Source organism: uncultured Sphingomonas sp. (genome assembly GCF_913774285.1).
Lineage (GTDB): Bacteria > Pseudomonadota > Alphaproteobacteria > Sphingomonadales > Sphingomonadaceae > Sphingomonas.
Window position 1 is genome coordinate 353,764 of the sequence record NZ_CAJYHX010000028.1, and the last position, 24,512, is coordinate 378,275.

The 24,512-nt window shown below is 67.8% G+C and carries 27 protein-coding genes; 23 read left to right on the forward strand and 4 right to left on the reverse strand.

Annotation, left to right across the window (positions count from 1 at the left end):
* Positions 1-168: 168 nt before the first annotated feature.
* Both ligD and QZ670_RS15890 read right to left on the reverse strand, forming a co-directional pair.
* Positions 169-2,682, reverse strand: a complete 2,514-nt coding sequence (gene ligD, locus QZ670_RS15885; RefSeq protein ID WP_294257036.1) for a DNA ligase D — start codon at positions 2,680-2,682, stop codon at positions 169-171.
* On the reverse strand, positions 2,675-3,541 hold the full coding sequence (locus tag QZ670_RS15890; RefSeq protein ID WP_294257037.1) for a Ku protein: 867 nt from the start codon (positions 3,539-3,541) through the stop codon (positions 2,675-2,677). Before QZ670_RS15890 ends, ligD begins: the two co-directional genes overlap by 8 nt.
* A 97-nt stretch (positions 3,542-3,638) precedes the next feature.
* Here QZ670_RS15890 and pdxH point away from each other — a divergent pair, with 97 nt between their 5' ends.
* Genes pdxH through cyoD form a run of 9 tightly spaced genes read left to right on the forward strand, consistent with a single transcriptional unit; the run spans position 3,639 to position 11,168 of the window.
* Positions 3,639-4,217: a pyridoxamine 5'-phosphate oxidase gene (gene pdxH / locus QZ670_RS15895; RefSeq protein WP_294257038.1), complete on the forward strand. Its 579-nt coding sequence runs from the start codon at positions 3,639-3,641 to the stop codon at positions 4,215-4,217.
* Positions 4,214-5,146, forward strand: coding sequence for a cation diffusion facilitator family transporter (locus QZ670_RS15900; RefSeq protein ID WP_294257039.1), 933 nt, complete (start codon positions 4,214-4,216; stop codon positions 5,144-5,146). The genes pdxH and QZ670_RS15900 overlap by 4 nt, the downstream gene beginning before the upstream one ends.
* 55 nt (positions 5,147-5,201) lie before the next feature.
* Positions 5,202-6,371: an MFS transporter gene (locus QZ670_RS15905; RefSeq protein ID WP_294257040.1), complete on the forward strand. Its 1,170-nt coding sequence runs from the start codon at positions 5,202-5,204 to the stop codon at positions 6,369-6,371.
* Positions 6,372-6,428: 57 nt separating this feature from the next.
* A complete protein-coding gene (locus tag QZ670_RS15910; RefSeq protein ID WP_294257041.1) occupies positions 6,429-6,608 on the forward strand; it encodes a hypothetical protein in 180 nt (59 codons plus the stop codon).
* A 23-nt stretch (positions 6,609-6,631) separates the two neighbouring features.
* Positions 6,632-7,243 carry an isochorismatase family cysteine hydrolase gene (locus QZ670_RS15915; RefSeq protein WP_294257042.1) on the forward strand — a complete coding sequence of 204 codons (612 nt, stop codon included), beginning with the start codon at positions 6,632-6,634 and terminating at the stop codon, positions 7,241-7,243.
* On the forward strand, positions 7,236-8,126 hold the full coding sequence (gene cyoA / locus QZ670_RS15920; protein WP_294257043.1) for a ubiquinol oxidase subunit II: 891 nt from the start codon (positions 7,236-7,238) through the stop codon (positions 8,124-8,126). Before QZ670_RS15915 ends, cyoA begins: the two co-directional genes overlap by 8 nt.
* 2 nt (positions 8,127-8,128) lie before the next feature.
* Complete coding sequence (locus QZ670_RS15925; RefSeq protein ID WP_294257097.1) at positions 8,129-10,138, forward strand: cbb3-type cytochrome c oxidase subunit I; 2,010 nt, start codon at positions 8,129-8,131, stop codon at positions 10,136-10,138.
* Positions 10,135-10,782 (forward strand): cytochrome o ubiquinol oxidase subunit III, encoded by a 648-nt coding sequence (cyoC, locus tag QZ670_RS15930; protein ID WP_294257045.1) that lies wholly within the window; start codon positions 10,135-10,137, stop codon positions 10,780-10,782. The genes QZ670_RS15925 and cyoC overlap by 4 nt, the downstream gene beginning before the upstream one ends.
* Positions 10,779-11,168, forward strand: a complete 390-nt coding sequence (gene cyoD, locus QZ670_RS15935) for a cytochrome o ubiquinol oxidase subunit IV (protein ID WP_294257047.1) — start codon at positions 10,779-10,781, stop codon at positions 11,166-11,168. The genes cyoC and cyoD overlap by 4 nt, the downstream gene beginning before the upstream one ends.
* Positions 11,169-11,315: 147 nt before the next feature.
* Here the strand turns inward: cyoD and QZ670_RS15940 are convergent, their stop codons facing one another.
* On the reverse strand, positions 11,316-12,395 hold the full coding sequence (locus QZ670_RS15940; RefSeq protein WP_294257048.1) for a DUF3667 domain-containing protein: 1,080 nt from the start codon (positions 12,393-12,395) through the stop codon (positions 11,316-11,318).
* 48 nt (positions 12,396-12,443) lie between these two features.
* On the opposite strand from QZ670_RS15940, the gene QZ670_RS15945 reads away from it, so the two are divergent.
* From QZ670_RS15945 to QZ670_RS15995, 11 genes are all read left to right on the forward strand, one after another.
* A complete protein-coding gene (locus tag QZ670_RS15945) occupies positions 12,444-13,712 on the forward strand; it encodes a glutamate-5-semialdehyde dehydrogenase (RefSeq protein WP_294257049.1) in 1,269 nt (422 codons plus the stop codon).
* A 31-nt stretch (positions 13,713-13,743) separates the two neighbouring features.
* Entirely contained in the window at positions 13,744-13,995 is a 252-nt protein-coding gene (locus QZ670_RS15950) for a ribbon-helix-helix protein, CopG family (RefSeq protein WP_294257050.1), read from the forward strand.
* On the forward strand, positions 13,996-14,280 hold the full coding sequence (locus QZ670_RS15955; protein ID WP_294257052.1) for a type II toxin-antitoxin system RelE/ParE family toxin: 285 nt from the start codon (positions 13,996-13,998) through the stop codon (positions 14,278-14,280).
* Positions 14,277-14,936, forward strand: a complete 660-nt coding sequence (locus QZ670_RS15960; RefSeq protein ID WP_294257053.1) for a nicotinate-nucleotide adenylyltransferase — start codon at positions 14,277-14,279, stop codon at positions 14,934-14,936. The genes QZ670_RS15955 and QZ670_RS15960 overlap by 4 nt, the downstream gene beginning before the upstream one ends.
* 26 nt (positions 14,937-14,962) lie before the next feature.
* Entirely contained in the window at positions 14,963-15,316 is a 354-nt protein-coding gene (gene rsfS / locus QZ670_RS15965) for a ribosome silencing factor (RefSeq protein ID WP_093296138.1), read from the forward strand.
* 24 nt (positions 15,317-15,340) lie between these two features.
* On the forward strand, positions 15,341-15,763 hold the full coding sequence (locus tag QZ670_RS15970; RefSeq protein ID WP_141987891.1) for a 23S rRNA (pseudouridine(1915)-N(3))-methyltransferase RlmH: 423 nt from the start codon (positions 15,341-15,343) through the stop codon (positions 15,761-15,763).
* Entirely contained in the window at positions 15,763-16,923 is a 1,161-nt protein-coding gene (locus QZ670_RS15975; RefSeq protein ID WP_294257055.1) for a M23 family metallopeptidase, read from the forward strand. Before QZ670_RS15970 ends, QZ670_RS15975 begins: the two co-directional genes overlap by 1 nt.
* A 65-nt stretch (positions 16,924-16,988) precedes the next feature.
* A complete protein-coding gene (locus QZ670_RS15980) occupies positions 16,989-18,317 on the forward strand; it encodes a S41 family peptidase (protein WP_294257057.1) in 1,329 nt (442 codons plus the stop codon).
* 5 nt (positions 18,318-18,322) lie between these two features.
* A complete protein-coding gene (locus tag QZ670_RS15985; RefSeq protein WP_294257059.1) occupies positions 18,323-18,808 on the forward strand; it encodes a disulfide bond formation protein B in 486 nt (161 codons plus the stop codon).
* Positions 18,805-19,338 carry a demethoxyubiquinone hydroxylase family protein gene (locus QZ670_RS15990; RefSeq protein WP_294257060.1) on the forward strand — a complete coding sequence of 178 codons (534 nt, stop codon included), beginning with the start codon at positions 18,805-18,807 and terminating at the stop codon, positions 19,336-19,338. Before QZ670_RS15985 ends, QZ670_RS15990 begins: the two co-directional genes overlap by 4 nt.
* A gap of 56 nt (positions 19,339-19,394) precedes the next feature.
* Positions 19,395-19,805, forward strand: coding sequence for a hypothetical protein (locus QZ670_RS15995; RefSeq protein WP_294257062.1), 411 nt, complete (start codon positions 19,395-19,397; stop codon positions 19,803-19,805).
* A gap of 6 nt (positions 19,806-19,811) precedes the next feature.
* Here QZ670_RS15995 and QZ670_RS16000 read toward each other — a convergent pair whose 3' ends face one another.
* Positions 19,812-21,017 carry a hypothetical protein gene (locus QZ670_RS16000; RefSeq protein WP_294257064.1) on the reverse strand — a complete coding sequence of 402 codons (1,206 nt, stop codon included), beginning with the start codon at positions 21,015-21,017 and terminating at the stop codon, positions 19,812-19,814.
* 90 nt (positions 21,018-21,107) lie between these two features.
* Here QZ670_RS16000 and QZ670_RS16005 point away from each other — a divergent pair, with 90 nt between their 5' ends.
* From QZ670_RS16005 to QZ670_RS16015, 3 genes are all read left to right on the forward strand, one after another.
* Entirely contained in the window at positions 21,108-22,355 is a 1,248-nt protein-coding gene (locus tag QZ670_RS16005; protein WP_294257065.1) for a putative DNA modification/repair radical SAM protein, read from the forward strand.
* Between the two features lie 64 nt (positions 22,356-22,419).
* A complete protein-coding gene (locus QZ670_RS16010; protein WP_043061101.1) occupies positions 22,420-22,902 on the forward strand; it encodes a hemerythrin domain-containing protein in 483 nt (160 codons plus the stop codon).
* A gap of 236 nt (positions 22,903-23,138) precedes the next feature.
* The coding region (locus tag QZ670_RS16015; protein WP_294257067.1) for a UdgX family uracil-DNA binding protein at positions 23,139-24,512 on the forward strand (1,374 nt) is incomplete at its 3' end.

Here is a 24,512-nt window from a genome sequence, read left to right on the forward strand (position 1 = left end):
GGGAGATGTGCGGGACTGTCTCAGCCGAGCTTGGCGAGCGCCTCGTCCAGGGTAACAACCCGGCAAGGCCGCGTGTGTTGCACCCGCGCAGAGGAGAATCTGGTTCACGGGGGCAGTGTGCCCACCGTACCCAGCGGCGCGAGGCTGTTTTAGCGGCTGCGTGCCGCGTTACAGATCAGGGAGCGTCTGGTCGGCCGTACCCCATCCTCGAAGCGCCCGGCTGCCCGCGCGCTCGATCAGCACGGCGGCATCCTGGATGGTGAAGGCGTGGGCGCTGTCGATGCTCCTAAGTTCGGTCCAGGTGACGGGCGTTGCCACCGGCGCATTGGCTCGCGCGCGGGCGACATAGGGGAGCACGGCGGTCGCGCCGCGCTGGTTGCGCAGATAGTCGATGAAGATGCGGCCGACGCGATTCGCTTTCTTGAGATTGGCGGTGAAGCGCTCGGGCTCGGCCTGGGCGAGCGCGCGGGCGAAGCGTTCGCAGAAGCTCTTCGCCGCCGGCCACTCGGCCTGCGGCACCAGCGGCACCACCACGTGCACCCCCTTGCCGCCGGAGAGCATCGGCCAGCTGGTGAGGCCGATCTCGGCCAGCTGCTCCTTCAGATGCTCGGCGGCCTTCTTGACCACTTCGAAGTCGAGGCCCTCGTCGGGATCGAGGTCGAACACCAGCCGGTCGGGCTTCTCGACATCGGCGACGCGCGATCCCCAGCCATGGAATTCGATCGATCCCATCTGCACGCAGGCCAGCATGCCGTCGACGTCCGAGACGTAAAGATAGGGCTGGGTCGATCCGTCCTTCTCGCGAATATCGACATGATGGACCTGCTCGCCGAAACTGCCCGCGTCGTGCTTCTGGAAGAAGCATTGCTTGGCGCGCCCCTGTGGACAGCGGACCAGGCTGATCGGGCGCTCGGCCAGCCAAGGCAGGGCGATGGGAGCGACGGCGGCATAATAGTCGGCGAGATCGCCCTTGGTGAGCTTCGATTCAGGGAAGATCACCCGGTCGCGGCTGCTGATCTTGATGGTGGACGGCGCGGCCTCCGGCAGGTCCGCGGGTTCTTCGGCGACCACCGCATCGGCGGGCTTGTCCTCGCGCAGGCCGAGGAAGCTGGCGTGGCGGACGACCTTCTCGGCGGTGAACTCGACAAAGGCGATCTCGGCGACCAGCTCGGGCTTTACCCAATGCGCGCCGCGCGCCTCGGGGCGGGGGACCTTGGCTGCCGGTTTCTCGGCGGCGAGGCCATCGAGGCGTTCGCGCATCGAGAGCAGCGTTTCGGTGTTGAACCCGGTGCCGACCTTGCCCGCATAAACGAGTCCGTCGGGGCCGTTCAGCCCGAGCAGCAGCGACTTGAAGCCCCGCCCGCGCGCGGTGGAGGCGGTCCAGCCGAGAATGACGAATTCCTGGCGGTGCGTGCATTTGATCTTGAGCCACGCCTTGCTGCGGGTACCGCGATAGGGCGCATCGGCGCGCTTCGAGACGACGCCCTCGAAGCCCTCGCGGCACATGCTTTCGAACAGCTTCTCGCCCTGGCCGATGATGTGCTCGGAGAAGCGGATGCGATCGTCGGCGCCGTCGAGCAGCGCGCGCAAGCGCTCCTTGCGCTCGATCTGGGGGAGGGGGGTGAGATCCTCGCCACCCTCGGCGAGCAGGTCGAAGGCGAAGCAGAGCAATCCCTCGCCGCCTGCGGAGATCGCTTCCTGCAAGGTGGAGAAATCGGGTTTGCCGTCCTGCATGGCGACGATCTCGCCGTCGACCAGCGCGCCGGGGGGCAGGGTGGTGGCGGCTTCGGCGATGCCGGGAAACTTCTCGGTCCAGTCGAGGCCGGAGCGGGTGTAGATCTTCGGCCCGTCGGCGCCGGTGGCGATCAGCGCGCGGTAGCCGTCGTACTTGATCTCGTGGAGCCACTGATTGCCGGTGGGTACGGTGTCGACCAGCGTGGCGAGCTGCGGCTGCTGGAACGCTGGCGCCTTCGATCCTCCCCGGGACTTTCGCGCTTTCGCTCCCCTCCCGCTTGCGGGAGGGGCCGGGGGAGGGGCTGATGTGGAAGAAGCGCTGCGAGGTTTCAGCCCCTCCCCCGACCCCTCCCGCGAGCGGAGCGCTGGCTTTTTCGCCTCGGCGATCTCCTGCATCGTGCGGCCGGTGGTGACGCTGGTCAGCCCGGTTTCCACCAGCTCGTCCGTGGCGCCCGCATACGCATCATCGATCTTGCGCAGCAGCCAGTTCTCGGCCTTCTCCTTGCCGCGCGGCTTGAGGCGGATCAGCAGCCATTCGCCGTTCATCCGCTCGCCGTGCAGCACGAAGTGGAGATGGCCCTTTTCCAGGTCCTTGGCGCTCTTGCCCGGCACCGGCTCCCAGCTGCCGGTATCCCACAGCATTACCGTGCCGCCGCCATATTCGCCCTTGGGGATCGTCCCCTCGAAATCGGCATAGGAGAGCGGATGGTCCTCGGTGCGCACCGCGAGCCTTTTCTCGTCGGGATCAAGGCTGGGCCCGCGCGTGACCGCCCAGCTTTTGAGCACGCCGTCCACCTCCAGCCGGAAGTCCCAGTGCAGCCGGGTCGCGTCGTGCTTCTGGACGATGAAGCGGTTGCCGCCGGTCTTGGCGACCTTGCCGGCGGGCTCCGACGTCTTGGCGAAGTCGCGCTTGGCATTGTAGCGGGCGAGGCTGTCGGTATCAGGCACGCTTCTTCGCCGCCGGTTTCTTGGCCGGTGCCTTCTTCGCCGGCGCCTTGGCTTTGGCGGTTGGCTTGGCGTCGCCGGTGTTGAGCGACTTCTTCAGCGCCGCCATGAGGTCCACCACGTTCGATCCGCGCTCGTCCGGCTTGTCCGGATCTTCCAGGATCTTGGCGCCCTTGGCCTTTTTCTTCTTCTCGATGAGGTCGCGCAGCGCGTCGACATAGCGGTCGTGAAAGCCCTTGGGATCGAACTTGCTAGCCTTCTTGTCGATCAGCGTCTGGGCCAGGTCGAGCAGCTCGGGGTCGGGCTCGCTGTCGGGGATCTCGCGGAAATAGCCCTGCGCCTTCTGCACCTCGTCGGCATAGCGCAGCGTCTCCAGGATCATGCCGCGGCCGCAGGGCTTGAGGCTTACCACATATTCGCGCCCGCGCATTGCCAGCTGGCCGAGCCCGACCTTGCGCGCCCGCCGCAGCGCCTCGCGCAGCACGATGAACGCCTCCTCGGCGAGATCGTCGGCCGGCACCACGAAATAGGGGCGTTCGTAATAGAGCACGTCGATTTCGTCGGCGTCGACGAACTGGGTCAGCTCCAGCGTCTTGCGCGATTCGAGCTTCACCGCGTCGATCTCGTCCTGTTCGAGCAGGACATATTCGCCCTTCTCGACCTCATAGCCCTTGACGATCTCGTCGGGCTCGACCGCGCCGACGCCGGGGGCGACCTTCTCATACTTGATCCGCTGGCCGCTCGGTTCATGGATCTGGTGGAACGCGATCTGCGCGCCGGATTTGGTGGCGGTGTAGATCTCGACGGGAATCGAAACGAGGGCCAGCCGGATCTGTCCCTGCCAATAGGCGCGTGCGGCCATGCGGAAGTCTCCTCGTTGCAGGCCCGATTCAATTCCCCAAAGGTCAGTCTGTTCCGCCCATCGCAACGGCGGCGTTTAGGCTGTAGAGGCAGACCCCATGAGCACCGACCCCTTCGCGCTTTTCCACACCTGGTACACCGAGGCGCGTACCACCGAGATCAACGATTCCAACGCCATGGCGCTTGCCACGGCGGATGCCGAGGGGCGCCCGTCGGTGCGGATGGTGCTGCTGAAGGGTTATGACGAACGCGGTTTCGTCTTCTACACCAACCGCGAGAGCCGCAAGGCGGGCGACCTCGCCGCCAACCCGCATGTCGCGCTGCTCTTCCACTGGAAGTCGCAGCGCCGCCAGATCCGTATCGAAGGGCCGATCGCCTTCGCCAGCGACGCGGAGTCGGACGCCTATTTTGCCAGCCGCAGCCGCGATTCGCAGCTCGGTGCCTGGGCCTCGGACCAGTCGCGTCCGCTTGATTCCCGCGCCACCTTCGAGGCGCGCTTCGCCGAGGTGCAGGCGCGGTTCGACGGGCAGCCGGTGCCGCGCCCGCCGCACTGGGGCGGCTACCGCGTAACGCCCGAGCGGATCGAATTCTGGCTCGACCGCGAACATCGCCTGCACGAGCGCCGCGTGTTCACGCGCGCCGGCGAGGGCTGGCAAGAAGGCATGCTCTACCCATGAGCAATCTCGCGCGCCGCGCGGCGATCGCCAGCGTGTGCAGCGCGCTCTTCCTCGGCGCGCTCAAATCCTATGCGGCGGTGAAGACGGGCTCCGTCGCGGTGCTCGCCAGCCTTGCCGATTCGGGGCTCGATCTCGTCGCCTCCCTGGTCACGCTGGGCGGGGTGCACTGGGCCTCGCAGCCGGCGGACGACGAGCATCGCTTCGGCCATGGCAAGGCCGAGGCGCTGGCGGCGCTGTTCCAGGTGGTGATCATCGCTATCTCGGGCTTCGCCATCCTGCTGCGCGCGGTGCAGCGATTGGTGCAGAGCGAGACCAGTGCGCACCCGGCGGACGGCATCGCCGTTTCGGTCGTCGCGATCCTCGTGACGCTGGCGCTGACCGAGTATCAGCGCCGCGTGATCCGCCAGACCGGCTCGATCGCGATCACCACGGACAGCATCCATTACAGCTCGGACCTGTATCTCAACGCCGCCGTGATCGGCGCGCTGGTGTGCGAGAGCTATCTGGGCCTCACGGGCGCGGACCCGGTGTTCGGCATCGCCATTGCCTTCTGGCTGCTCTGGGGGGCGTGGCGCGCCTCGGTCGCCGCCATCGACCAGCTGATGGACCGCGAATGGCCCGAGGAGAAGCGTCGCCGCTTTGTCGAGATCGCGGCCGAACACCCCGAGCTTAAGAGCCTGCACGACCTGCGCACCCGCACCAGCGGCAACCGCGATTTCGTGCAGTTCCACGTCAGCATGCGCCCTTGCATGACCATCGCCGAGGCGCACGACGTGGTCGAGCGGCTGGAGGGCGCGTTGGGCGAGGCGTTCCCCGACACCGAGATCCTGATCCATGTCGATCCGGACGGCCATGTCGACGAGCCGGACAACGCGATGGCCGAGACCAATCTGCTGGACGACAGCGGCCCACAAACCATCGGACAGTAACAATCGGGCGGACGACTCCCTATCTGTGCGACCCATCGCTCCAGGAGTCGCCGTTTTGCATGCCCCCCATCCCACTGCCCGGCTCGGTCGCGGCCTGACCTTCGCCATGGCGGCGGCGGCGGGCATCGCGGTTGCCAATATCTATTACAACCAGCCGATGCTGGGCATCATCGAGCGCGACCTGCCCGGCCAGCCCGCGGGGCTGGTGCCGACGGCGACCCAGCTGGGCTATGCGGCGGGCCTGTTCCTGCTCGTGCCCCTGGGCGATCTGCACGAGCGCAAGCAGTTGATCGTGCTCCAGTTCCTGGTGCTGGCGGCGGCGCTGGTGGGCGCGGCGGTGGCACCCAATGCCTGGATGCTGATCGGCGCGTCGCTGCTGGTGGGGGCGGCGGCGAGCGTCGCGCAGCAGATCGTGCCCTTTGCCGCGCATCTCGCCGATCCGGCGCGGCGCGGGCAGACGGTGGGGACGGTAATGGCGGGCCTGCTCTGCGGCATCCTGCTCAGCCGGACGCTGTCCGGCTTCGTCGGCACACATCTGGGGTGGCGCGAGATGTTCTGGCTGGGCGTGCCGCTGGCGCTCGGCACCGCGGCCGTGATGGCGTGGCGGTTGCCGCGCAGCGCGCCCGAGGCGACGCTCGGCTATGGCGCGCTGCTCGGCTCGCTGGGCGGTCTGTGGCGCGAATTCCCGGCGCTGCGGCTGGCGGCGATCACCCAGGCGCTGCTCTTCGCCGGGTTCACGGCGTTCTGGACGATTCTCGCGCTTTATCTGGAGACGCCGCGCTTCCGGCTCGGTGCGGACGTGGCGGGGCTGTTCGGCGTGGTCGGCGCGGCGGGCATCCTCGGCGCGCCGCTGGCAGGCCGGATTGCGGACAAGAGCGGCCCGCACCGGGTGGTGCTGCTCGGCGCGCTGCTCGCGGTGGCGAGCTGGCTGCTGTTCGGATTGTGGGTCAGCATCGTCGCGCTGGTGATCGGCGTGGTGGTGCTCGACTTCGCGGTGCAGAGCGCGCTCGTCTCCAACCAGCACATCATCTTCGCGCTGCGCCCCGAGGCGCGGGCGCGGCTCAACACGGTGCTGATGGGATCGATGTTCCTCGGCGCCTCGGCCGGCTCCGCCACCGCTACCTTCGCCTGGGGAATGGGTGGATGGACCGGCGTGGCGCTGCTCGGCGGCGGCCTGTCGCTGATTGCCGCACTGCTCCAGGTTATGAATCGCCGGAAAGGCTGAAAGCCGGGGGAACAGCCGCCGCTGCGTGTCGTTAGCCCGGGCATCAGGAGAAGCGCGATGCCCGATCCGGACGACCAGACCCGCACCCAGCCCCGCCCCAACCTTTCGACCGAACCCGGCGAGAAAGGCGAGAAGGGCGGCACCAGCACCCAGCCGCGGCCCAACATCTCCACCGAGCATCAGCGGGAGGGCGATGCCGCCCATCCCAGCGACACGCTCGATCGCGGCCAGTCCTGACGCATCCGCCAGGGGACGAGGCCGTGGAAGAACCGGAAACAGGCGCAACCGCCCCTGCGCGCGACCAAGGCGGTGCCGCCGCGGCACTGCTGATCATCGACATGATCAACACCTTCGACTTCGAGGGCGGCGAGGACCTGCGCGCGCGTGCCGAGGCGATCGCCGGGCCGATCCTGAAACTGCGCGACGCGTTTGACGCTGCCGATCTGCCGACGGTCTACGTCAACGACAATTTCGGCGAATGGCATTCGGAAAAGTCGCGGCTGATCGAACAGGCGCTCGACGGCGCGCCCGACGGGCTGGCCAAGCTCGAGCCCCGCGACTGCGACTATTTCGTGCTCAAGCCGCAATTCTCCGGCTTCTACGCGACCAACCTGCCGGTGCTGCTGCCCAAGCTGGGGGTGCGGCGACTGGTGCTGACCGGCGTCGCGACCGACATCTGCGTGCTGTTCACCGCGGGCGACGCGCACATGCGCGACTATGCGCTGTGGGTGCCCGAGGACGCGGTGGCGACGCAGGACGAGGATCGCGGCCGCTGGGCGCTGGAGATCATCGCCCAGAGCATGGGTGCCGATACCGCCGCGACTCAAGCACGATCGCCCGACGAGTGGCTTGCCGAGACCGAGCATGGCTGAGCGCGGCGCGCGCCTTTTGCCCCTGTTGCTGCTGCTCGGCGGCTGCAGCGGCGCGAGCATCCTGCGCCCGGGCGGCCCGATCGGCGGGAACAACCGCACGATCCTGCTCGATTCGCTGGCGATCATGCTGGCGATCATCATCCCCACGATGATCGCCACGCTCGCCTTCGCCTGGTGGTTCCGCGCCGGCAACGGCAAGGCCAAGTACCGGCCGGAGTTCGTCTATTCTGGCCGGATCGAGCTGATCGTCTGGTCGATCCCACTGCTGACCATCCTGTTCCTCAGCGGGCTAATCTGGATCGGCAGCCACGCGCTGGACCCCGCCAAGCCGCTCGCCGAGAAGACCCCGCCGCTCGAGGTGCAGGTGGTGTCGCTCGATTGGAAATGGCTGTTCGTTTATCCCGCGCAGGGGATCGCCACGCTCAACCAGCCGGTGGTGCCCGCCGGCGTACCGATCCGCTTCCGCCTCACCTCGGCGAGCGTGATGAACAGCTTCTTCGTGCCGCGGCTGGGCAGCCAGATCTACACGATGAACGGCATGGCGACGACGCTGCACCTGCAGGCCGACCGGCCCGGCAGCTATTACGGCCAGAGCGCGCATTTCAGCGGCGACGGCTTCTCGGACATGAACTTCCGGCTCCAGGCGGTGCCGGTTGCGGACTTCACCCGCTGGGTGGCGCGCGTGAAGGCGGCGGGCGGGCTACTCGACGGCCGCGCCTATCGCGTGCTCGCCCGCCAGAGCCAGCACGAGCCCGCCAAGCATTGGGGCGCGGTGCAGCCGGGCCTGTTCGACATGGTGGTGGCGCAGCATTTGCCGCCGGCCCCCGGGCCCGAACAGGGCCGCGACGGCGAGCCTCAAGTTTCCCCCGGAACGGCGGAGTGACGATGCTCGGTAAGCTCTCCTGGTCCGCAATTCCCTTCAGCCAGCCGATCCCGCTGATCGCCGCGGGCGGTGTCGGCCTCGCGCTGCTCGCCGTGCTCGGCTGGATCACGGTGAAGGGGCATTGGCCCTATCTGTGGAAGGAATGGATCACCTCGGTCGATCACAAGCGGATCGGGGTGATGTACGTGCTGCTCGGGCTCGTGATGCTGCTGCGCGGCTTCGTCGACGCGATCATGATGCGCACCCAGCAGGCGAGCGCGATCGGCCATGCCCAGGGCTACCTGCCGCCCGAGCATTACGACCAGATCTTCTCCGCGCACGGGACGATCATGATCTTCTTCGGCGCGATGCCGGTGGTGATCGGTCTGATGAACTTTGTGGTCCCGCTGCAGCTCGGCGTCCGCGACGTGGCCTTTCCGACGCTCAATTCGACCAGCTTCTGGCTCACCGCCTCGGGCGCGCTGCTGGTCAACATGAGCCTGGTGATCGGCGAGTTCGCGCGCACCGGCTGGCTGCCCTACGCACCCCTGAGCGAGACGACCTATTCGCCCGGCGTCGGCGTCGATTACTATGTCTGGGCGATCCAGATCTCGGGCGTCGGTACGCTGATGTCGGGCATCAACCTGGTGACGACGATCCTGAAGATGCGCGCGCCGGGCATGGGCTATCTGCGGATGCCGATGTTCTGCTGGACGGCGCTGGGCGCCAACATGCTGATCGTCGCCGCCTTCCCGATCCTCACCGCCACGCTCGCGATGCTGACGCTGGACCGGTATCTCGGCTTCCACTTCTTCACCAACGAAGCCGGCGGCAACATGATGATGTTCGTGAACCTCATCTGGGCCTGGGGGCATCCGGAGGTCTACATCCTCATCCTGCCGGCCTTCGGCATCTTCTCCGAGATCTTCTCCACCTTCTCGTCCAAGCCGCTGTTCGGCTACCGATCGATGGTGGCGGCGACGTTGTTCATTGTCGTCGTGTCGTTCACGGTGTGGCTGCACCACTTCTTCACGATGGGCGCGGGCGGGGACGTCAACGCCGCCTTCGGCATCGCCACCAGCATCATCGCGGTCGGCACCGGGGTGAAGATCTACAACTGGCTGTTCACCATGTATGGCGGCCGCCTGCGCTTCCCCACGCCGATGCTGTGGTCGCTCGCCTTCATGATGACCTTCATCATCGGCGGCATGACCGGAGTGCTGCTCGCGGTGCCGCCGGCCGACTTCATGCTGCACAATTCGATGTTTCTGGTTGCCCACTTCCACAACGTGATCAACTCGGGCGTTATCTTCGGCGCGTTCGCCGGCATCACCTATTGGTTCCCCAAGGCGTTCGGCTTCCGGCTCGACGAGTTCTGGGGGAGGATGGCGTTCTGGCTGACGCTCGCGGGCTTCCTGATCGTGTTCGGCGCGCTCTACGTGCTGGGGCTGGAGGGCATGACCCGGCGGCTGCAGCACATCGACTTCACCGAATGGGCGCCTTGGCTCTATGTCTCCGTGGCGGGGATCGGGGTGATGATCCTCGGCGTCGCCTCGCAGATCCTCCAGATCGTCGTCAGCATCCGCAATCGCGAGCAACTGCGCGACGAGACCGGCGACCCCTGGGACGGCCGCTCGCTCGAATGGGCGACGACCTCGCCGCCGCCCGCGTTCAACTTCGCGGTGCTGCCCCGCGTGCACGGCGAGGAGCCATACTGGACGATCAAACAGCAGGCGATCGAGAGCCAAGGCCTTGCCGATGAGCCGAAGTACGAAGCGATCGAGATGCCCCGAAACTCGGCGACGGGCGTTGTTACCGCCTTCTTCGCGACGGCCATCGGCTTCGCGATGATCTGGAGCATCTGGTGGCTGGCGGCGCTCGGGTTTGTCGGCGCCTATGCCACGTTCGTGGTCTTTGCCTGGCGTGATGAGGCGGAGGAGGAAATTTCCGCCGAGGAGGTCGCGCGGATTGATCGTGCCCGCCGCGCCTCGCGGCAGAAGTGGCTCGAGGACAATCGGGAGCAGTCGGCATGACCGCCAAGGCGCAGGATCCCTATCGCATCGGCCGTGGCGGAGGCGAAGACCATAACACCGGGCGCGGCGAGGGCGGTCCCGCGAGCAAGCGCACCACGGTGGGCTATGGCTTCTGGATCTACCTGCTCAGCGACATCATCCTTTTTTCGGGCTTCTTCGCCGCCTATGCCGTGCTCGCCAAGCAGACGGCGGGCGGCCCGACCCCGCACGACCTGTTCGGCCAGGAGCGCGTCGCGCTGGAGACGGCGGCGCTGCTCCTCTCCAGCTTCACCTGCGGGCTCGCCGGCGTCGCGGCGGAGAAACGGAAGCTGATTCCCGCGCAGCTCTGGCTGCTGGCGACGGGGCTGCTCGGCGCGGTGTTCCTCGGGCTGGAACTGACCGAATTCGCCGAGATGATCGGCAAGGGCGCGGGGCCGCAGCGCAGCGCCTTCCTATCGGCCTTTTATGGGCTGGTTGGCCTGCACGGGCTGCACATCGCGGTGGGGCTGCTCTGGCTCGGCACGATGATGGCGCAGCTCTGGGTGAAGGGCTTCCGGTCTCAGGTGCTGCGGCGACTGATGTGCTTCAACCTGTTCTGGCACGCGCTCGACATCGTCTGGGTCGGCATCTTCACTATGGTCTATCTGATGGGAGTGGCGCCATGAGCGAGCGCGAAACCGACAGCGGCGATACCGCCCCCGGCGACGAAGCCGCTGAGGGCGAGGAATTCGCCGGCGGCACCAGCGGCTATGTGGTGGGGCTGGGCCTCGCCGCGCTGCTGACGGCGGCGGCGTTCGCGATGGTCAACCTGCCTTTGGTCTGGCGCCCCGCCGTTCCGATGGCGCTGGTGGTGCTCGCCATCGCGCAGATGGGCATCCACCTCGTCTTCTTCCTCCACGTGACCACCGGGCCGGACAACACCAACAACGTGCTGGCGCTCGCCTTCGGCACGCTGGTCGTGCTGCTGCTGATCGGCGGATCGGTGTGGATCCTCGGCCATCTCGACCACAACATGATGCCGATGGGCCGGCAGATGCACGGCTTCCCGTGAGTGGCCTCCAAGCCTCCCCCGCCAGGGGGAGGTGGCGCGAAGCGACGGAGGGGGAGGATGCCAGAACCTCTGGGGCCTGCGTGCTTCTTCCCCCTCCGTCAGGCTGCGCCTGACACCTCCCCCTGGCGGGTAGGATCGGGGGGGCGTTCACCCCATGATGCCGAGCAGCGCGAGGATCAGCAGGAACAGCGTTGCGATGATGGTGATGAACCACAGCAGCAGGCTGGTCCGGAAGATCGCCGAGCGCCACCCCAGGCCATAGGCCTGCTTCAGCTGCCTGCACATATGGATCGGCGGCACGAGCAGGGCGATCCAGACCAGAATGTCGGTGGAGACCCGCACCGCGGCAAGCAGGGTAACGCCGATGAACAGCATCGACATCGCCGCGATCGAGTAGGTGACGAACACCGCATGGTCGTAGAGCTTGTACTGCCGCTTCCAGAAGAACAGCAGCCAGATGAACGGGATCGACAGCGGGATCAGCAGCCAGGAAAATTTGTAGATGCTCGACTGCAGCTTATAGAGCATCAAGGCTGGGTTCTTCTGCCACTTCTCGACGCCGTGATCGAGCGTGTACCAGCCGGTGTTGACGTGCTTGATGGAGTCGTCGTTCCCCGCGACGGCTTCGATCGGGGCGATTTGCGCGGTGGCGGCCTTGATCGCGGCGATCTCGCGATCCGCCTTGGCGATGTCCTTGTCCAGCTCGGCACGGTCGCTGTCCCCGGCAGCGAGCTTGTCGCGCTTGGCGATGTCGCGCGCGCGCCCTTCCTCGCTATGCTGCAGCGCGCGCTGCAGGGCGGCGGTCGGGCGTGCCGTCGGCGTCTCCAAATCGGTTGGCGTCGAGATGCCGAGGATCTGGAAAATCGCAAACATCGTGAAGATCGAAAACAGGAACATCGCCATGGGCGAGACGAAGCGGGCGCGCTCGCCGGCGATGTAGCGGCGGGTCAGGTCGCCCGGCCGCCAGGCGAGCAGCGGCAGCGTCCGCCACATCTTGCCTTCGAAATGCGCGACGCCGTGGAGCAGCTCGTGCCCGATCGCGCCCAGCGAGCGGTGGACGTGCCCCGACTGCCCGCATTCATGGCAATGCGGGCCGATCAGCGCGGTCCCGCAATTCAGGCAGATCGTGCCATGCCCATGCCCATGGCTTTCCCCGGCATGCGGCTCCACCGCACGGCCAAGCATGCCCCCCATCACCAGTTCGCCGGCTGCGTCGAAGTCCCCCATGGGGCCGGAGGCTATCAGCTTCGCGGATCGCATGCTAGCATCCGCACCATGGCCGATATCGACACGCCCGACACCCAGATGCTGATCGCCGACATGGGCCGCCGCGCCCGCGCCGCCGCCGCGGTGCTGGCGGCGCTGCCAAGCCCGGCCAAGGCGCAGGCATTGCGGTCTGCCGCCGCAGCGATCCGCGCGGCGCAGGACGCGATCCTCGCCGCCAATGCCGACGACATGGCTGCCGGCAAGGCCAACGGCCTGTCCGATGCGATGCTCGACCGGCTGTTGCTGGATGCCAAGCGGATCGAGGGCATGGCCGATGGTATCGAAGCGGTTGGGGGGCTGGAGGATCCCGTCGGCAGCATCCTGGACGAACGGACGCGGCCCAACGGCCTCGTACTCAAGCGTGTCCGCGTGCCGATCGGCGTGATCGGCATCATTTACGAGAGCCGTCCCAACGTCACTGCGGACGCGGGCGCCTTGTGCCTAATGTCCGGCAACGCCGCGATCCTGCGCGGCGGATCCGAAGCGATCCGCAGCAACCGCGCAATCCATGCCGCGCTGGTGCAGGGACTCACCCAGGCAGGCTTGCCCGCCGACGCGATTCAGCTGGTGCCGGTGACCGACCGTGCCGCCGTCGGTGCGATGTTGACGGCTGAGGGGCTGATCGAAATGGTCGTGCCGCGCGGCGGCAAGAGCCTGGTCGCGCGGGTGCAGGCCGAGGCGCGCGTGCCGGTGCTCGCCCATCTCGACGGGATCAACCACAGCTATGTCGATCGCGCCGCCGATCCAGCGATGGCACAGGCGCTGGCCGTCAACGCCAAGATGCGCCGCACCGGCATCTGCGGCGCGACCGAGACGCTGCTGATCGATCGCGGCTTCGCCGAACCCCAGCCGATTCTGGCCGCGCTGGCCGAGGCCGGCTGCGAACTGCGCGGTGATGCCGAGGTGCAGGCGCTCGATGCGCGCGTGCAGCCGGCGACCGACGAAGACTGGGACACCGAATATCTCGAGGCGATCCTCTCGGTGAAGCTGGTCGACGGGTTGGAGGACGCGATGGCGCACATCGCCGCGCACAGCTCGCACCACACCGACGCGATCATCACGGAAGATGCGGATGCCGCGACGCGCTTCCTGAACGGCGTCGACAGCGCGATTGTGATGTGGAACGCCTCGACCCAGTTCGCCGATGGCGGCGAGTTCGGATTGGGCGCCGAGATCGGCATTTCCACCGGCCGCCTCCACGCGCGCGGGCCGGTGGCGCTGGAGGGGCTCACGACGTACAAATGGCTGGTGCTAGGCACCGGCCAGGCGCGGCCTTGAACCCCATGTATCGCTTGTATACATTGGTTGCATGAGCAAGACCGCCGTCATTACAGGCCGCGTTCCGGAAGCGATTTCGGACCAGCTGGATCGTCTGGCGGAGCGGATGGATCGTTCGCGATCCTGGGTGGTCTCGCAGGCCATCGAGGCGTTCGTCGCCGCAGAGACGCAGTTGCTCGATTCGCTCGATGAAGCCGAACGGCAGATCGATGGCGGTGAGTTCCGGACGCAGGCGCAGATGGAGGAATGGGTCGCCGAGTTGCGGCGCGGCACGGCGGCCTGAGTGGCGGACCTTCGATGGGCGAACCTCGCCCTGGCGGATCTCGAAGCGATCGTGCGCCACCATCAATCCAGCGACCCGGCACTGGGCGTCGAGCTTGTCGAACGCATCGTGGCCGCGGGCGCGTTCCTTGCGGAGCTGCCCGAGGCGGGGCCGCTCACGATCCGCGGGCGTCGCAAATGGCGCGTGCCTAAAACCCCCTATCTGCTTTTCTATCGGGTCGCGCCCGATCACATCCGCGTGCTCCGCGTCCTGCATGGCGCACGCGATCTGACGGGACGGCAATGAAACGCATCGGACTTCTCGGGGGATCGTTCAATCCGGCGCATCGCGGGCATCGGCGGCTGTCGCTCCATGCCCTGCGCGCGCTCGATCTCGACGAAGTGTGGTGGATGGTGTCGCCGGGCAATCCGCTGAAGGACAAGGCAGGCATGGCGCCGTTCGAGGCGCGCATGGCGTCGGCGCGGGCGATGGCGCGGCATGCACCGATCCGCCCCACCGCGATCGAGAAGCGGATGAAGACCCGCTACACCGCCGATACGCTCACCAAGCTGCCACGGCTCTACCCGAATCACCGCTTCATCTGGCTGATGGGCGCCGACAACCTGGCGCAGTTCCACCGCTGGGAACGGTGGCGGCACATCGCCCGTCAGGTTCCGATTGCGGTTATCGCGCGTCCGGGGTATGACAGGGGCGCCCATGCAAGTCCTGCAATGGGTTGGCTGCGGCGCGCTGTGCGGCCCGCAGGCCAGGCGAAACATTGGACGCGATGGAGATTGCCGGCACTTGTGCTGTTGCGCTTCCGCCCCGATCCGACGTCGGCAACACGCCTTCGGGCTGCCGATCCTGCCTGGCACCGGCGATTCCTCGGGTCTTCTCCGCAGTTGGAACAGGAGAGCCCGGCGCCGTCTCCACCCACTTTGCACAGACCGTCGCTAGACTAGGAGCAACCTTGGCCACTTCCCCCAATATGCAGCGTTCGAACGACGCCGACAGCGTCGAAGCGCTGCATAGGCTCGTGCTCACCTCGCTGGAGGACGATCAGGCGGTGGAAACCGTCTCGATCCCCCTCGCCGGCAAGAGCAGCATTGCCGATTACATGGTGATCGCATCGGGTCGCTCGACCCGGCAGGTCGCCTCGATGGCGATGAAGCTGGCCGACAAGATCAAGGCCGAGCAGGGCCGCACGCCCCGCGTCGAAGGCCTGCCGGCCGCCGACTGGGTGCTGATCGACGCCGGCGACGTGATCGTCCACCTGTTCCGCCCGGAAGTGCGCAGCTTCTACAATCTCGAGCGGATGTGGTCGTTCGAGGGCCAGGCCTGATCTGATCCTGAAGGTCCGCGCGCAATGCTGCTGCACATCGTCGCGCGCGGCCGGATCGGGCGCAGCCCCGAGGCCGAACTGGTCGACCGCTATCTGAAGCGGGTGACCTGGGGCACGCGCGTCACCGAACTGCCCGATACCGGCGGGAAGATGCCCGTGCTCGCTCCCGGTACCCGCGTGGTGATGCTCGACGAACTGGGCGAGAACCTGCCGTCCAAGACGCTGGCGACCCGCCTCGGCGCCTGGCGCGACGACGGGGTGCGCGAGACGCGCTTCCTGATCGGCGCCGCCGACGGCTTCGACGACGCCGATCGCCAGGCGGCGGACATGCTGCTCAGCTTCGGCAAGGCGACCTGGCCGCACATGATGGCGCGGGCGATGCTCGCCGAGCAGCTGTGGCGCGCCGTCTCGATCCTCGCCAACCATCCCTATCACCGCGAAGGCTGATGGACCCGGCGCGCGGCCTCGGCATCGCGGCGGCGCTGGTCGCGATCGGCGTAACCGGCGTACTGGCCCAGCCGCAGCCCGATGCCACCCAGCAATCCGCGCGCTTGGTGACGGAAGCCTCCCAGGCCGCGCAGGCGGCGGAGCGGCGGGCTGCCGAACTCGACCGCGCCGCTGCCGGCGAGCGCGATGGCGAAGCCCGCGCGCGCGCCGAGCAGGCGGCAGCCGCGCAGCGGATCAAGGCGGCCGAAGCCGAGCAGGCCGCGGCCGAGGCGCGCGTGGCGATGCTCGACCGGCTGCTCGCCCGTCAGCGCACCGCCTTTGCCGAGCGCCAGCGGCCCGCGATCGAACTCGTGGCCGCGCTGCAGGCGATGGCGCGGCGCCCGGCGGCCCTGGCGCTCGCCCAGCCGGGCTCGGCGCAGGACTTGGTCCATGTCCGCGCGACGCTCGCCAGCCTGCTGCCCGCAATCGAGGCGCGGAGTGCCGGTGTGCGGTCGGACCTGGCCCGCGCCCGCGTGCTGCGGGCCGCCGCGGGCAAGGCCGTCGCCGACTTGCGGACCCGCCGCACCGCGCTCGAATCCCGGCGCCTCGCCGCGCTCCAGCTCGAATCCGAGCATCGCCTGCGCGCGATGTCGCTCGGCCGCGACGCGCTGGTGGAGTCGGATCGCGCGCTCGCGCTGGGCGAGAAGGCGCGTGACCTCGTCGCCGAGCAGGACCGCAGCCTGAGCGCCGCCCAGGTCCGCTCGGACCTCCTCGTCCTGAACGGCCCGCTGCCCCGCCCCGGCACCTCGGCCGACCGCACGGCCGGCCCAGGGCCCTATCGCCTCCCCGTCACCGGGCAGCTCGTCACCGGCTTCGGCGAGATTTCGCCTGCCGGCGTCCGCGCCCGCGGTCCCAGCTTCGCGGTGCGGCCGGGATCAGCGGTTGTCGCGCCTGCCGCCGGTACCATCGCCTATGCCGCGCCGTTCGCGGGCTATGGCCAGGTCGTGATCGTCGATCACGGCAAGGGCTGGACCACGCTGATCGCGGGTCTTTCGACGGTAGCCGCGCGTCCCGGCGCCAAGGTGGCACAAGGTGCAACCCTCGGCACCGCCGGCCCGCGCGTCACGGTGGAGCTGCGCCGCCGCGGGCAACCCTTGGACCTGACCCAATTGCTCGACTGACACCGCGTGCAAATCCCGTTATCCTCGCCTACATTACCAGGATCGCCCTTCCGGAAAGTCTCTTGATGCTGCGTTCGTTTCTACAGGTTTCCGCCGCCGTCGGCGCACTTGCGATCATTCCCATCACATCCGGGGCCATGGCGGGGGTCGATACCAGCAGCTATCGCGAGCTCGATACCTTCATGGAAGTCTACAACACCGTGAAGGCGAACTACGTCGAGAAGGTCGACGACAAGACGCTGGTCAAGGGCGCCATCGAAGGTATGCTCGCGGCGCTCGATCCGCACAGCAGCTATGCCGATGGGCTCGATTTCGACAATCTCAAGATCCAGACCGAGGGCAATTACGGCGGCCTCGGCCTCACCGTCACCCAGCAGGACGGCGCGGTGAAGGTGATCGCGCCCAACGACGACGGCCCCGCCGCGCGCGCGGGTATAAAGGCGGGCGATTACATCACCCATCTCGACGGCAAGTTCATCGTCGGCGGCAGCCTGGACGAGGCGATCACCCAGATGCGCGGCAAGCCGGGCACCAAGATCGCGCTCACCATCGTGCGCCCCGGCGCCGACAAGCCGCTGCAGTTCACCCTCACGCGCGAGATCATCACCCAGAAGTCGGTGAAGGCGGACGTCAAGGACGGCATCGGCATCATCCGCATCAGCACCTTCACCGCGCATACCGGCGGCGACACTGCGCTGGCGATCCAGGAGATCGACAAGAAGCTCGGCCACAAGCCGCTCGGCTACATCCTGGATCTGCGCAACAATGGCGGCGGGCTGCTGACCGAGGCGATCGGCGTCTCCGACGTGTTCCTCAACCATGGCGAGATCGTCTCGCAGCGCGGCCGCGAGAAGACCGATATTGAGCGCTATTATGCCGAAAGCGTGTTCCCGGGCGACCTTGCCAAGGGGCTGCCGGTGATCGTGCTGACCGATGCGGGCACCGCCTCGGCCTCGGAGATCGTCGCCGGCGCGCTGCAGGACCATCACCGCGCGCTGGTGCTGGGGGTGCGCAGCTTCGGCAAGGGATCGGTGCAGACCATCCTGCCGATGGGTCCGCACGCCGCGCTGCGCCTCACCACCGCGCGCTACTTCACCCCCTCCGGCCATTCGGTGCAGGAAGGCGGCATCAAGCCCGACATCGCCGTGCCGCAGCTGAGCGACCCCGACTACAAGTCGCGGCCCGAGCTGCGCGAGGCCGATCTGCGCCGCCACCTGATCAACATGGAGAAGGTGGACGACGGCGTGCTGGAATCGGACGACACCCCCGATCCGCGCTTCACCGCCACCGCCGAGGAGCTGAAGAAAAAGGGCATCACCGACTTCCAGCTGAGCTACGCGGTGCAGACGCTCGCGCGCCTCGGCAAGGCGCCTGCTGCGAGCGCCGCCAAGTGAGCCGCATGCCGCGGAACGTGCCGGTGCTCGCCCGCTGGCTGGCGCTGCTGCTGCCGCTGGCGCTGCTCGGCGGCGCGATCGGATCGCAGTTCATCGGCGGCCTGGTGCCGTGCGAGATGTGCGTGTGGCAGCGCTGGCCGCATCTGGCGGCGATCGTCGTCGCCGTGCTCGCCTTCTTCGTGCGCGGGCGGCGCCAGGTGGCGGCGCTGGTGCTGCTCGCCGCGCTGCTGATCGCGGTGAGCGGCGCGATCGGCGTCTATCATGCGGGCACCGAATATCATTGGTGGCAGGGCATCACCGCCTGCACTGCCGCCCCCACCCATGGCTCGGCGATGGACATGCTGACCGAGGCGCTGCGCCGCCCGATCGTCCGCTGCGACGTGCCCCAATGGACGATGTTCGGAATCAGCCTGGCAGGCTATAACGCGATCCTGTCGCTGGGCGGCGCGGTGGGAATCGCGCTGCTCGCAACGCGAAAGGCAGTGCGATGAGCTGGAAGCCGGGGGATCGGCGCGAGAGCCGCGAGGCCATGGTTCGGGTGGACCAGGCCGGCGAATATGGCGCGACGCGCATCTATGCGGGGCAGCTCGCGGTGATGGGCGATCGCACGCCCACCGCGCGCACCATCGCCGGCATGGCCAACCAGGAGGAGCATCACCGCGCCTTTTTCGACGCGCTGATCGCCAAGCGCGGCGTCCGACCGACGGCGCTCCAGCCCTTCTGGGACGTGGCGGGCTTCGGGCTCGGCGTCGTCACCGCCGCGCTCGGCCCGCAGGCGGCGATGGCGTGCACCGCGGCGATCGAGACCGAGATCGACCTCCATTACCAGCAGCAGCTCGAGCAATTGGGCGACGAGGATCCGGAACTCCGCGATGCCGTCGCGCGATTCCGTGACGAGGAGATCGAGCATCGCGACACCGCGATTGCCTCGGGCGCGGAAAGCACGCCCGGCTATCCGGTGCTCTCGGCGCTGATCCGTGCCGGATGCCGGTTCGCGATCGGCGTGTCGAAGCGGGTCTGACAGCGGCTATTCAGGCGCGCCGCGGCAGGGTGGCGCGCACAACAGGAGGAACGCAGGTGCTCAAGAGGATCGCCATCATCACCGCGGCCGTTGCGGCGCCGCTGCTCGCCGCCATGCCGGCGCATGCCCAGAATGCCGTCCAGAACGGCGTGCTGATCATCTACGGCAACGACAAGTGCCCGACCAACAAGAACGGCGAAGAGATCGTCGTCTGCCAGCGTCTGGACGAGGGCGAGCGTTTCCGCATCCCGAAGAACATCCGCGAGACCACGCCGACCGACCCCCAGAAGGGCCAGTCCTGGGCGGTGCGCTCGCAGGATGCGCTGACCACCGGCAATTTCGGCACCGGCAGCTGCTCGACCGTGGGCGCGAGCGGCGGTACCGGCTGCTTCGTCCAGCGCGCGACCGCCGCACGGGCCGAGCGCCGCGCGCAGAAGAAGGCCGAGACCGACCTGCCGCTGCCCTGATCGGGTTCAGGCCGGCGCGCGGGGGATCCACGCGGGCGCCGGCAGCCGCACGGCATCGGCGATCAGCCACAGCATCGCTACCGCGCGCACGCTCGCGGCGATGAAGATATCCTGCTGGGTGGCATAGGGCCAGGCATTGGCAAGGCCTGCCAGCCACCAGAACTCCGTCACATAGGCCGCGACGTCGCCGATCACGAACAACGCGATCGGCGCCAGGCGCGGACTGGTCATCACCAGCAGCGGGTAGAGCCACAGGTCGAACTGCGGCGACCACACCTTGTTGGTGAGCAGGAACCAGGCGAGCACCGGGGTGAACAGTACCCAGGGCCGTTCGCGATGCTGGCGCCAGCCGATCGCGACGATCGCAGCCGCGCCGAGCAGGAAAGCGAGCGAGGCCGCGAAGTTGCGCTGCGCGGTGTCGCTCACCCACACGCCCTGGTCCGACAACACCGACCAGGTGGAGGCGACCGTGCCGGGGCGTGCCTCGGAGAAGCGGTAGAATTCGGACCAGTTCTCCGGCGCCGCCAGTGCCACCGGCAGGTTCACCGCCGTCCAGGCGCCGATCGCGGCCAGCACGCAGCGTGCCGCCGTCGTCAACCGTGTGCGCCAGGCCTGCCCGGGCGCGGCCAGCGCCGCCAGCCCGATCAGCGGCAAGAGCAGCACCGGGAACAGCTTTGCCGCCGTCCCCAGCGCGGCGAGGGCGGCGGCCAGCACCAGCCGCTGCCGCCGCGCGGCGAACATTGCCGCCACCGCAAGCGTCACCGCGCCCAGGTCCCAGTTATGGCCGAGATAGAGGATCAGCGGCGGCGCGCAGGCCCAGAGCCAAAGGCGGACCCGGTCCATGCCGCCGCGGACGAACATCGCCAGGATCAGCCCGGCGAGCAGCGCGTTGCCCAGCGAAACCATGGCGAGGAAGGTCGCGCCGTCCGCGCCCGCACCGAACAGCCCGCGGCCAAGCGCGCCTTCGATCCAGATCTGCAGCCCGGTGAGCACCGGATATTCCATCGGCGTCTGGAAATAGGGAATCTGCCCTTCGCCGACATGGCGCTCGACCCAGAAGGGGGGCGCATCGCTGTAGCAGCCGCTGATATACTGGATCGCACCGCTCCAGCCCTGCGGCATGCAATGCGCCTTGAACACCCAGCCCAGCAGGCAGGTGAGCGCCATGCCGAGTGCCAGCGCGCGCAGGCGCCCGTCGATCCGCTGAATCATGCCCGAAAACCCTCCGATCGGCGCTGGTACAGGGCCGATGGCCGAGCGTCCATCTGGACAGCAGGTGCTTGAGAACATAGAAGGAACGGGATGGCGCAACTCGACACCCGTGCAAAGCTGGCGATCCTCGCCGATGCCGCGAAATACGACGCGTCCTGCGCGTCGTCGGGCACGGCCAAGCGTACGTCGAAGGATGGCAAAGGGCTGGGCTCGACCACGGGCATGGGCATCTGCCACGCCTATGCGCCCGACGGGCGTTGCATCAGCCTGCTCAAGATCCTGCTGACCAACAGCTGCATCTTCGATTGCCATTATTGCATCAACCGCAAGAGCAGCAACGTTCGCCGCGCGCGCTTCACCGCCAAAGAGGTCGTCGACCTGACGATCGCCTTCTACAAGCGCAACTATATCGAGGGGCTGTTCCTCTCGTCCGGCATCATCAAATCGTCGAACTACACGATGGAGCAGATGGTCGAGGTCGCGCGGTCGTTACGCGAAGACCATTACTTCCGCGGCTATATCCATCTCAAGACGATCCCGGACGCCGATCCGGAGCTGGTGCATCAGGCCGGCCTCTACGCCGACCGCGTCTCGATCAACGTCGAACTGCCGACGGTCAGCGGCTTGAAGCGCCTCGCCCCCGAAAAGGACGGCACCCGTATCGAAGGCGCGATGCGCGACGTGAAGGGCGCGATCGCCGACAATGGCGATGCACGCAGGAAGTACAAATCCGCCCCCCGCTTCGCCCCCGCCGGCCAGTCGACGCAGATGATCGTCGGCGCCGACGCCGCGACCGATGGCGAGATCGTCGCGCGTGCCTCGACGCTCTACGACCGCTTTGGCCTGCGCCGCGTCTATTACAGCGCGTTCAGCCCGATCCCCGACGCCAGCACCGTGCTGCCGCTGCAACGCCCGCCGTTGATGCGCGAACATCGCCTCTACCAGTCCGACTGGCTGATGCGCTTCTACGACTACAGCCCGGCCGAGGTCGTCGCCGCCGCCGACGACGCCACCGGCATGCTGCCACTCGACATCGACCCGAAGCTCGCCTGGGCTTTGAAGTTCCGCGACCGCTTCCCGGTCGACGTCAACCGCGCCCCCCGTGAAATGCTGCTCCGCGTCCCCGGCCTCGGCGTGAAAGCGGTCGACCGCATCGTCGCCACCCGCCGCTGGCGCCGCCTGCGCCTCGACGATGTCGCGCGCCTGACGGTCAGCGTCGCCAAGGTCCGCCCCTTCATCGTCACCGACGACTGGCGCCCGGTCCTGCTCAGCGACCGCGCCGACCTGACGCCGCTCGTCGCTCCGAAAAAGCAGCAGCTCGAACTCTTCGCCGCGTGAGAATGACTCGCGAGTGAAACGCCGTGCGCGCTCGCCGGTTGGGCGATGCGAAGGAGACACACCCATGGCCCTCGCCGACATCTACGCCGACCTGAAGCGCGACCACGACAAGCAGCGCAAGATGCTGAAGGAGCTGGCCGAACTGACCGATACGGCCAAGCGCGGCAAGCTGTTCGAAACCTTCCGCCTCGAAGTGCAGGCGCACGCCGCCGCCGAGGAGGAATCGCTCTACGCCACGATGCTACGCGACCCCGAGCTGCGCGACGACGCGCGCCATTCGGTGTCCGAGCACAAGGAGGTCGACGACCTGCTCGCCGAGATGACCGAGCTGGAGGTGTCGTCGGACGAGTGGAACGAGAAGTTCTTTCACATGCGCCGCCGCTACGAACACCACATCACCGAGGAAGAGGAAGAAATGTTCCCCGCCGCGGCCGACGAGCTCGACAGCAAGACCGAGAAGGAACTCGCCGCGATCTACGAAGAGCGCAAGCCCGAGGAACTGAAGCTCGCCAAGGAAAAGCCCGCCGGCGGCGACGACCGCGACTGATCGGTGAGGCTCGGTACGCCTGCCCCAACCACCCCGTCACCCCGGACTTGGTCCGGGGTCCACCGGCCCGCGGGGGGACGGCTTGCGCTACTTTTTACATCGCCTGCCCCAAACACCTCGTCACTCCGGACTTGTTCCGGAGTCCACCGGGCCGCGAGGGAACGGCAAGAGGCTTCAACCATCCCCCTCGCCGCGGAGTGGACCCCGGAACGAGTCCGGGGTGACGAAAGAGTGTGATGCGCATAATCACCCTCCCCACCCCCGACGACTTCGACGCGTGGCGCGACGCCGCCCGGCCCCTCGCCGCGGCGGACGTCCCCCCGGACGACATCGTCTGGCAGGTCGGCGACACCCCCGCCGACCTGTTCGCCACCGCCGCCGACAACACGCCCCCGCCGCCCCCCAGCGGCACCCTCTCCGTCCCCCGCGCCTTCATCGATCTCGCGCGCAGCGTCGTCCTGTCGAGCGATCCCGAACGGTTCGCGCTCCTCTACACCGCGCTCGCCCGCCTGCGCCGCGAACCGAAACTGATCGAGGATCAGGCCGACCCGCTCGTCCGCCGCCTCGAAGGCCTCGCCAAATCGGTTCGCCGCGACATCCACAAGATGCGCGCCTTCCTCCGCTTCCGCGAGGAACAGGACGATGAGGGCACGCGCTACGTTGCCTGGTTCGAGCCTGACCATCACATCGTCCGCGCCAACGCCGCCTTCTTCGTCAACCGCTTCGCCAGCATGCGCTGGTCGATCCTGACGCCCGAGGTCTCGCTCCACTGGGACGGCAAGGCGCTGGCCGAAGGACCCGGCGCGCAAAAGGCGGACGCGCCCGACGGCGATCCCACCGAAGAGGTGTGGAAGACCTATTACGCCAGCATCTTCAACCCCGCGCGCGTCAAGATCGGCGCGATGCTGAAGGAGATGCCGCGGAAGTATTGGAAGAACATGCCCGAAACCGCGCTGGTCGGGCAGCTGATCGCCGGCGCACAGGCACGGGAAAGCGGCATGATCACCCAGTCACGCGAGGTGCCGGCGATCGGCGACAATGCCACCGCCGCCTGGGCGGCGCTGCGCGAGGAAGCCGCGGCCTGCACCCGCTGCCACCTCTACAAGCACGCGACGCAGACCGTCTTCGGCGAAGGTCCGGTCGATGCGCCGCTGATGTTCGTCGGCGAACATCCCGGCGACCAGGAGGACCTCGCCGGTACGCCGTTCGTCGGCCCCGCCGGACAGGTCTTCAACTGCGCCATCGCCGAAGCCGAAATCGACCGCGCCCGCGTCTACGTCACCAACGCGGTGAAGCACTTCAAATTCGAACAGCGCGGCAAGCGCCGCATCCACGCCAAGCCCGACACCGGCGAAATCCAGGCCTGCCGCTGGTGGATCGAACAGGAACAGATGCTCATCCGCCCGCGCGTCACGGTCGCGCTCGGCGCCACCGCCGCCCGCTCCTTGCTGGGCCGGACGGTCACGATCGGCCGCGAACGCGGCAAAGCCATCGCCCTCCCCGACGGCGGCGAGGCCTGGATCACCGTCCACCCGAGCTATCTGCTGCGCCTGCCCGACGAAACGCAAAAGGCCGAGGAATACGCCCGCTTCGTCGAAGACCTGAAACAG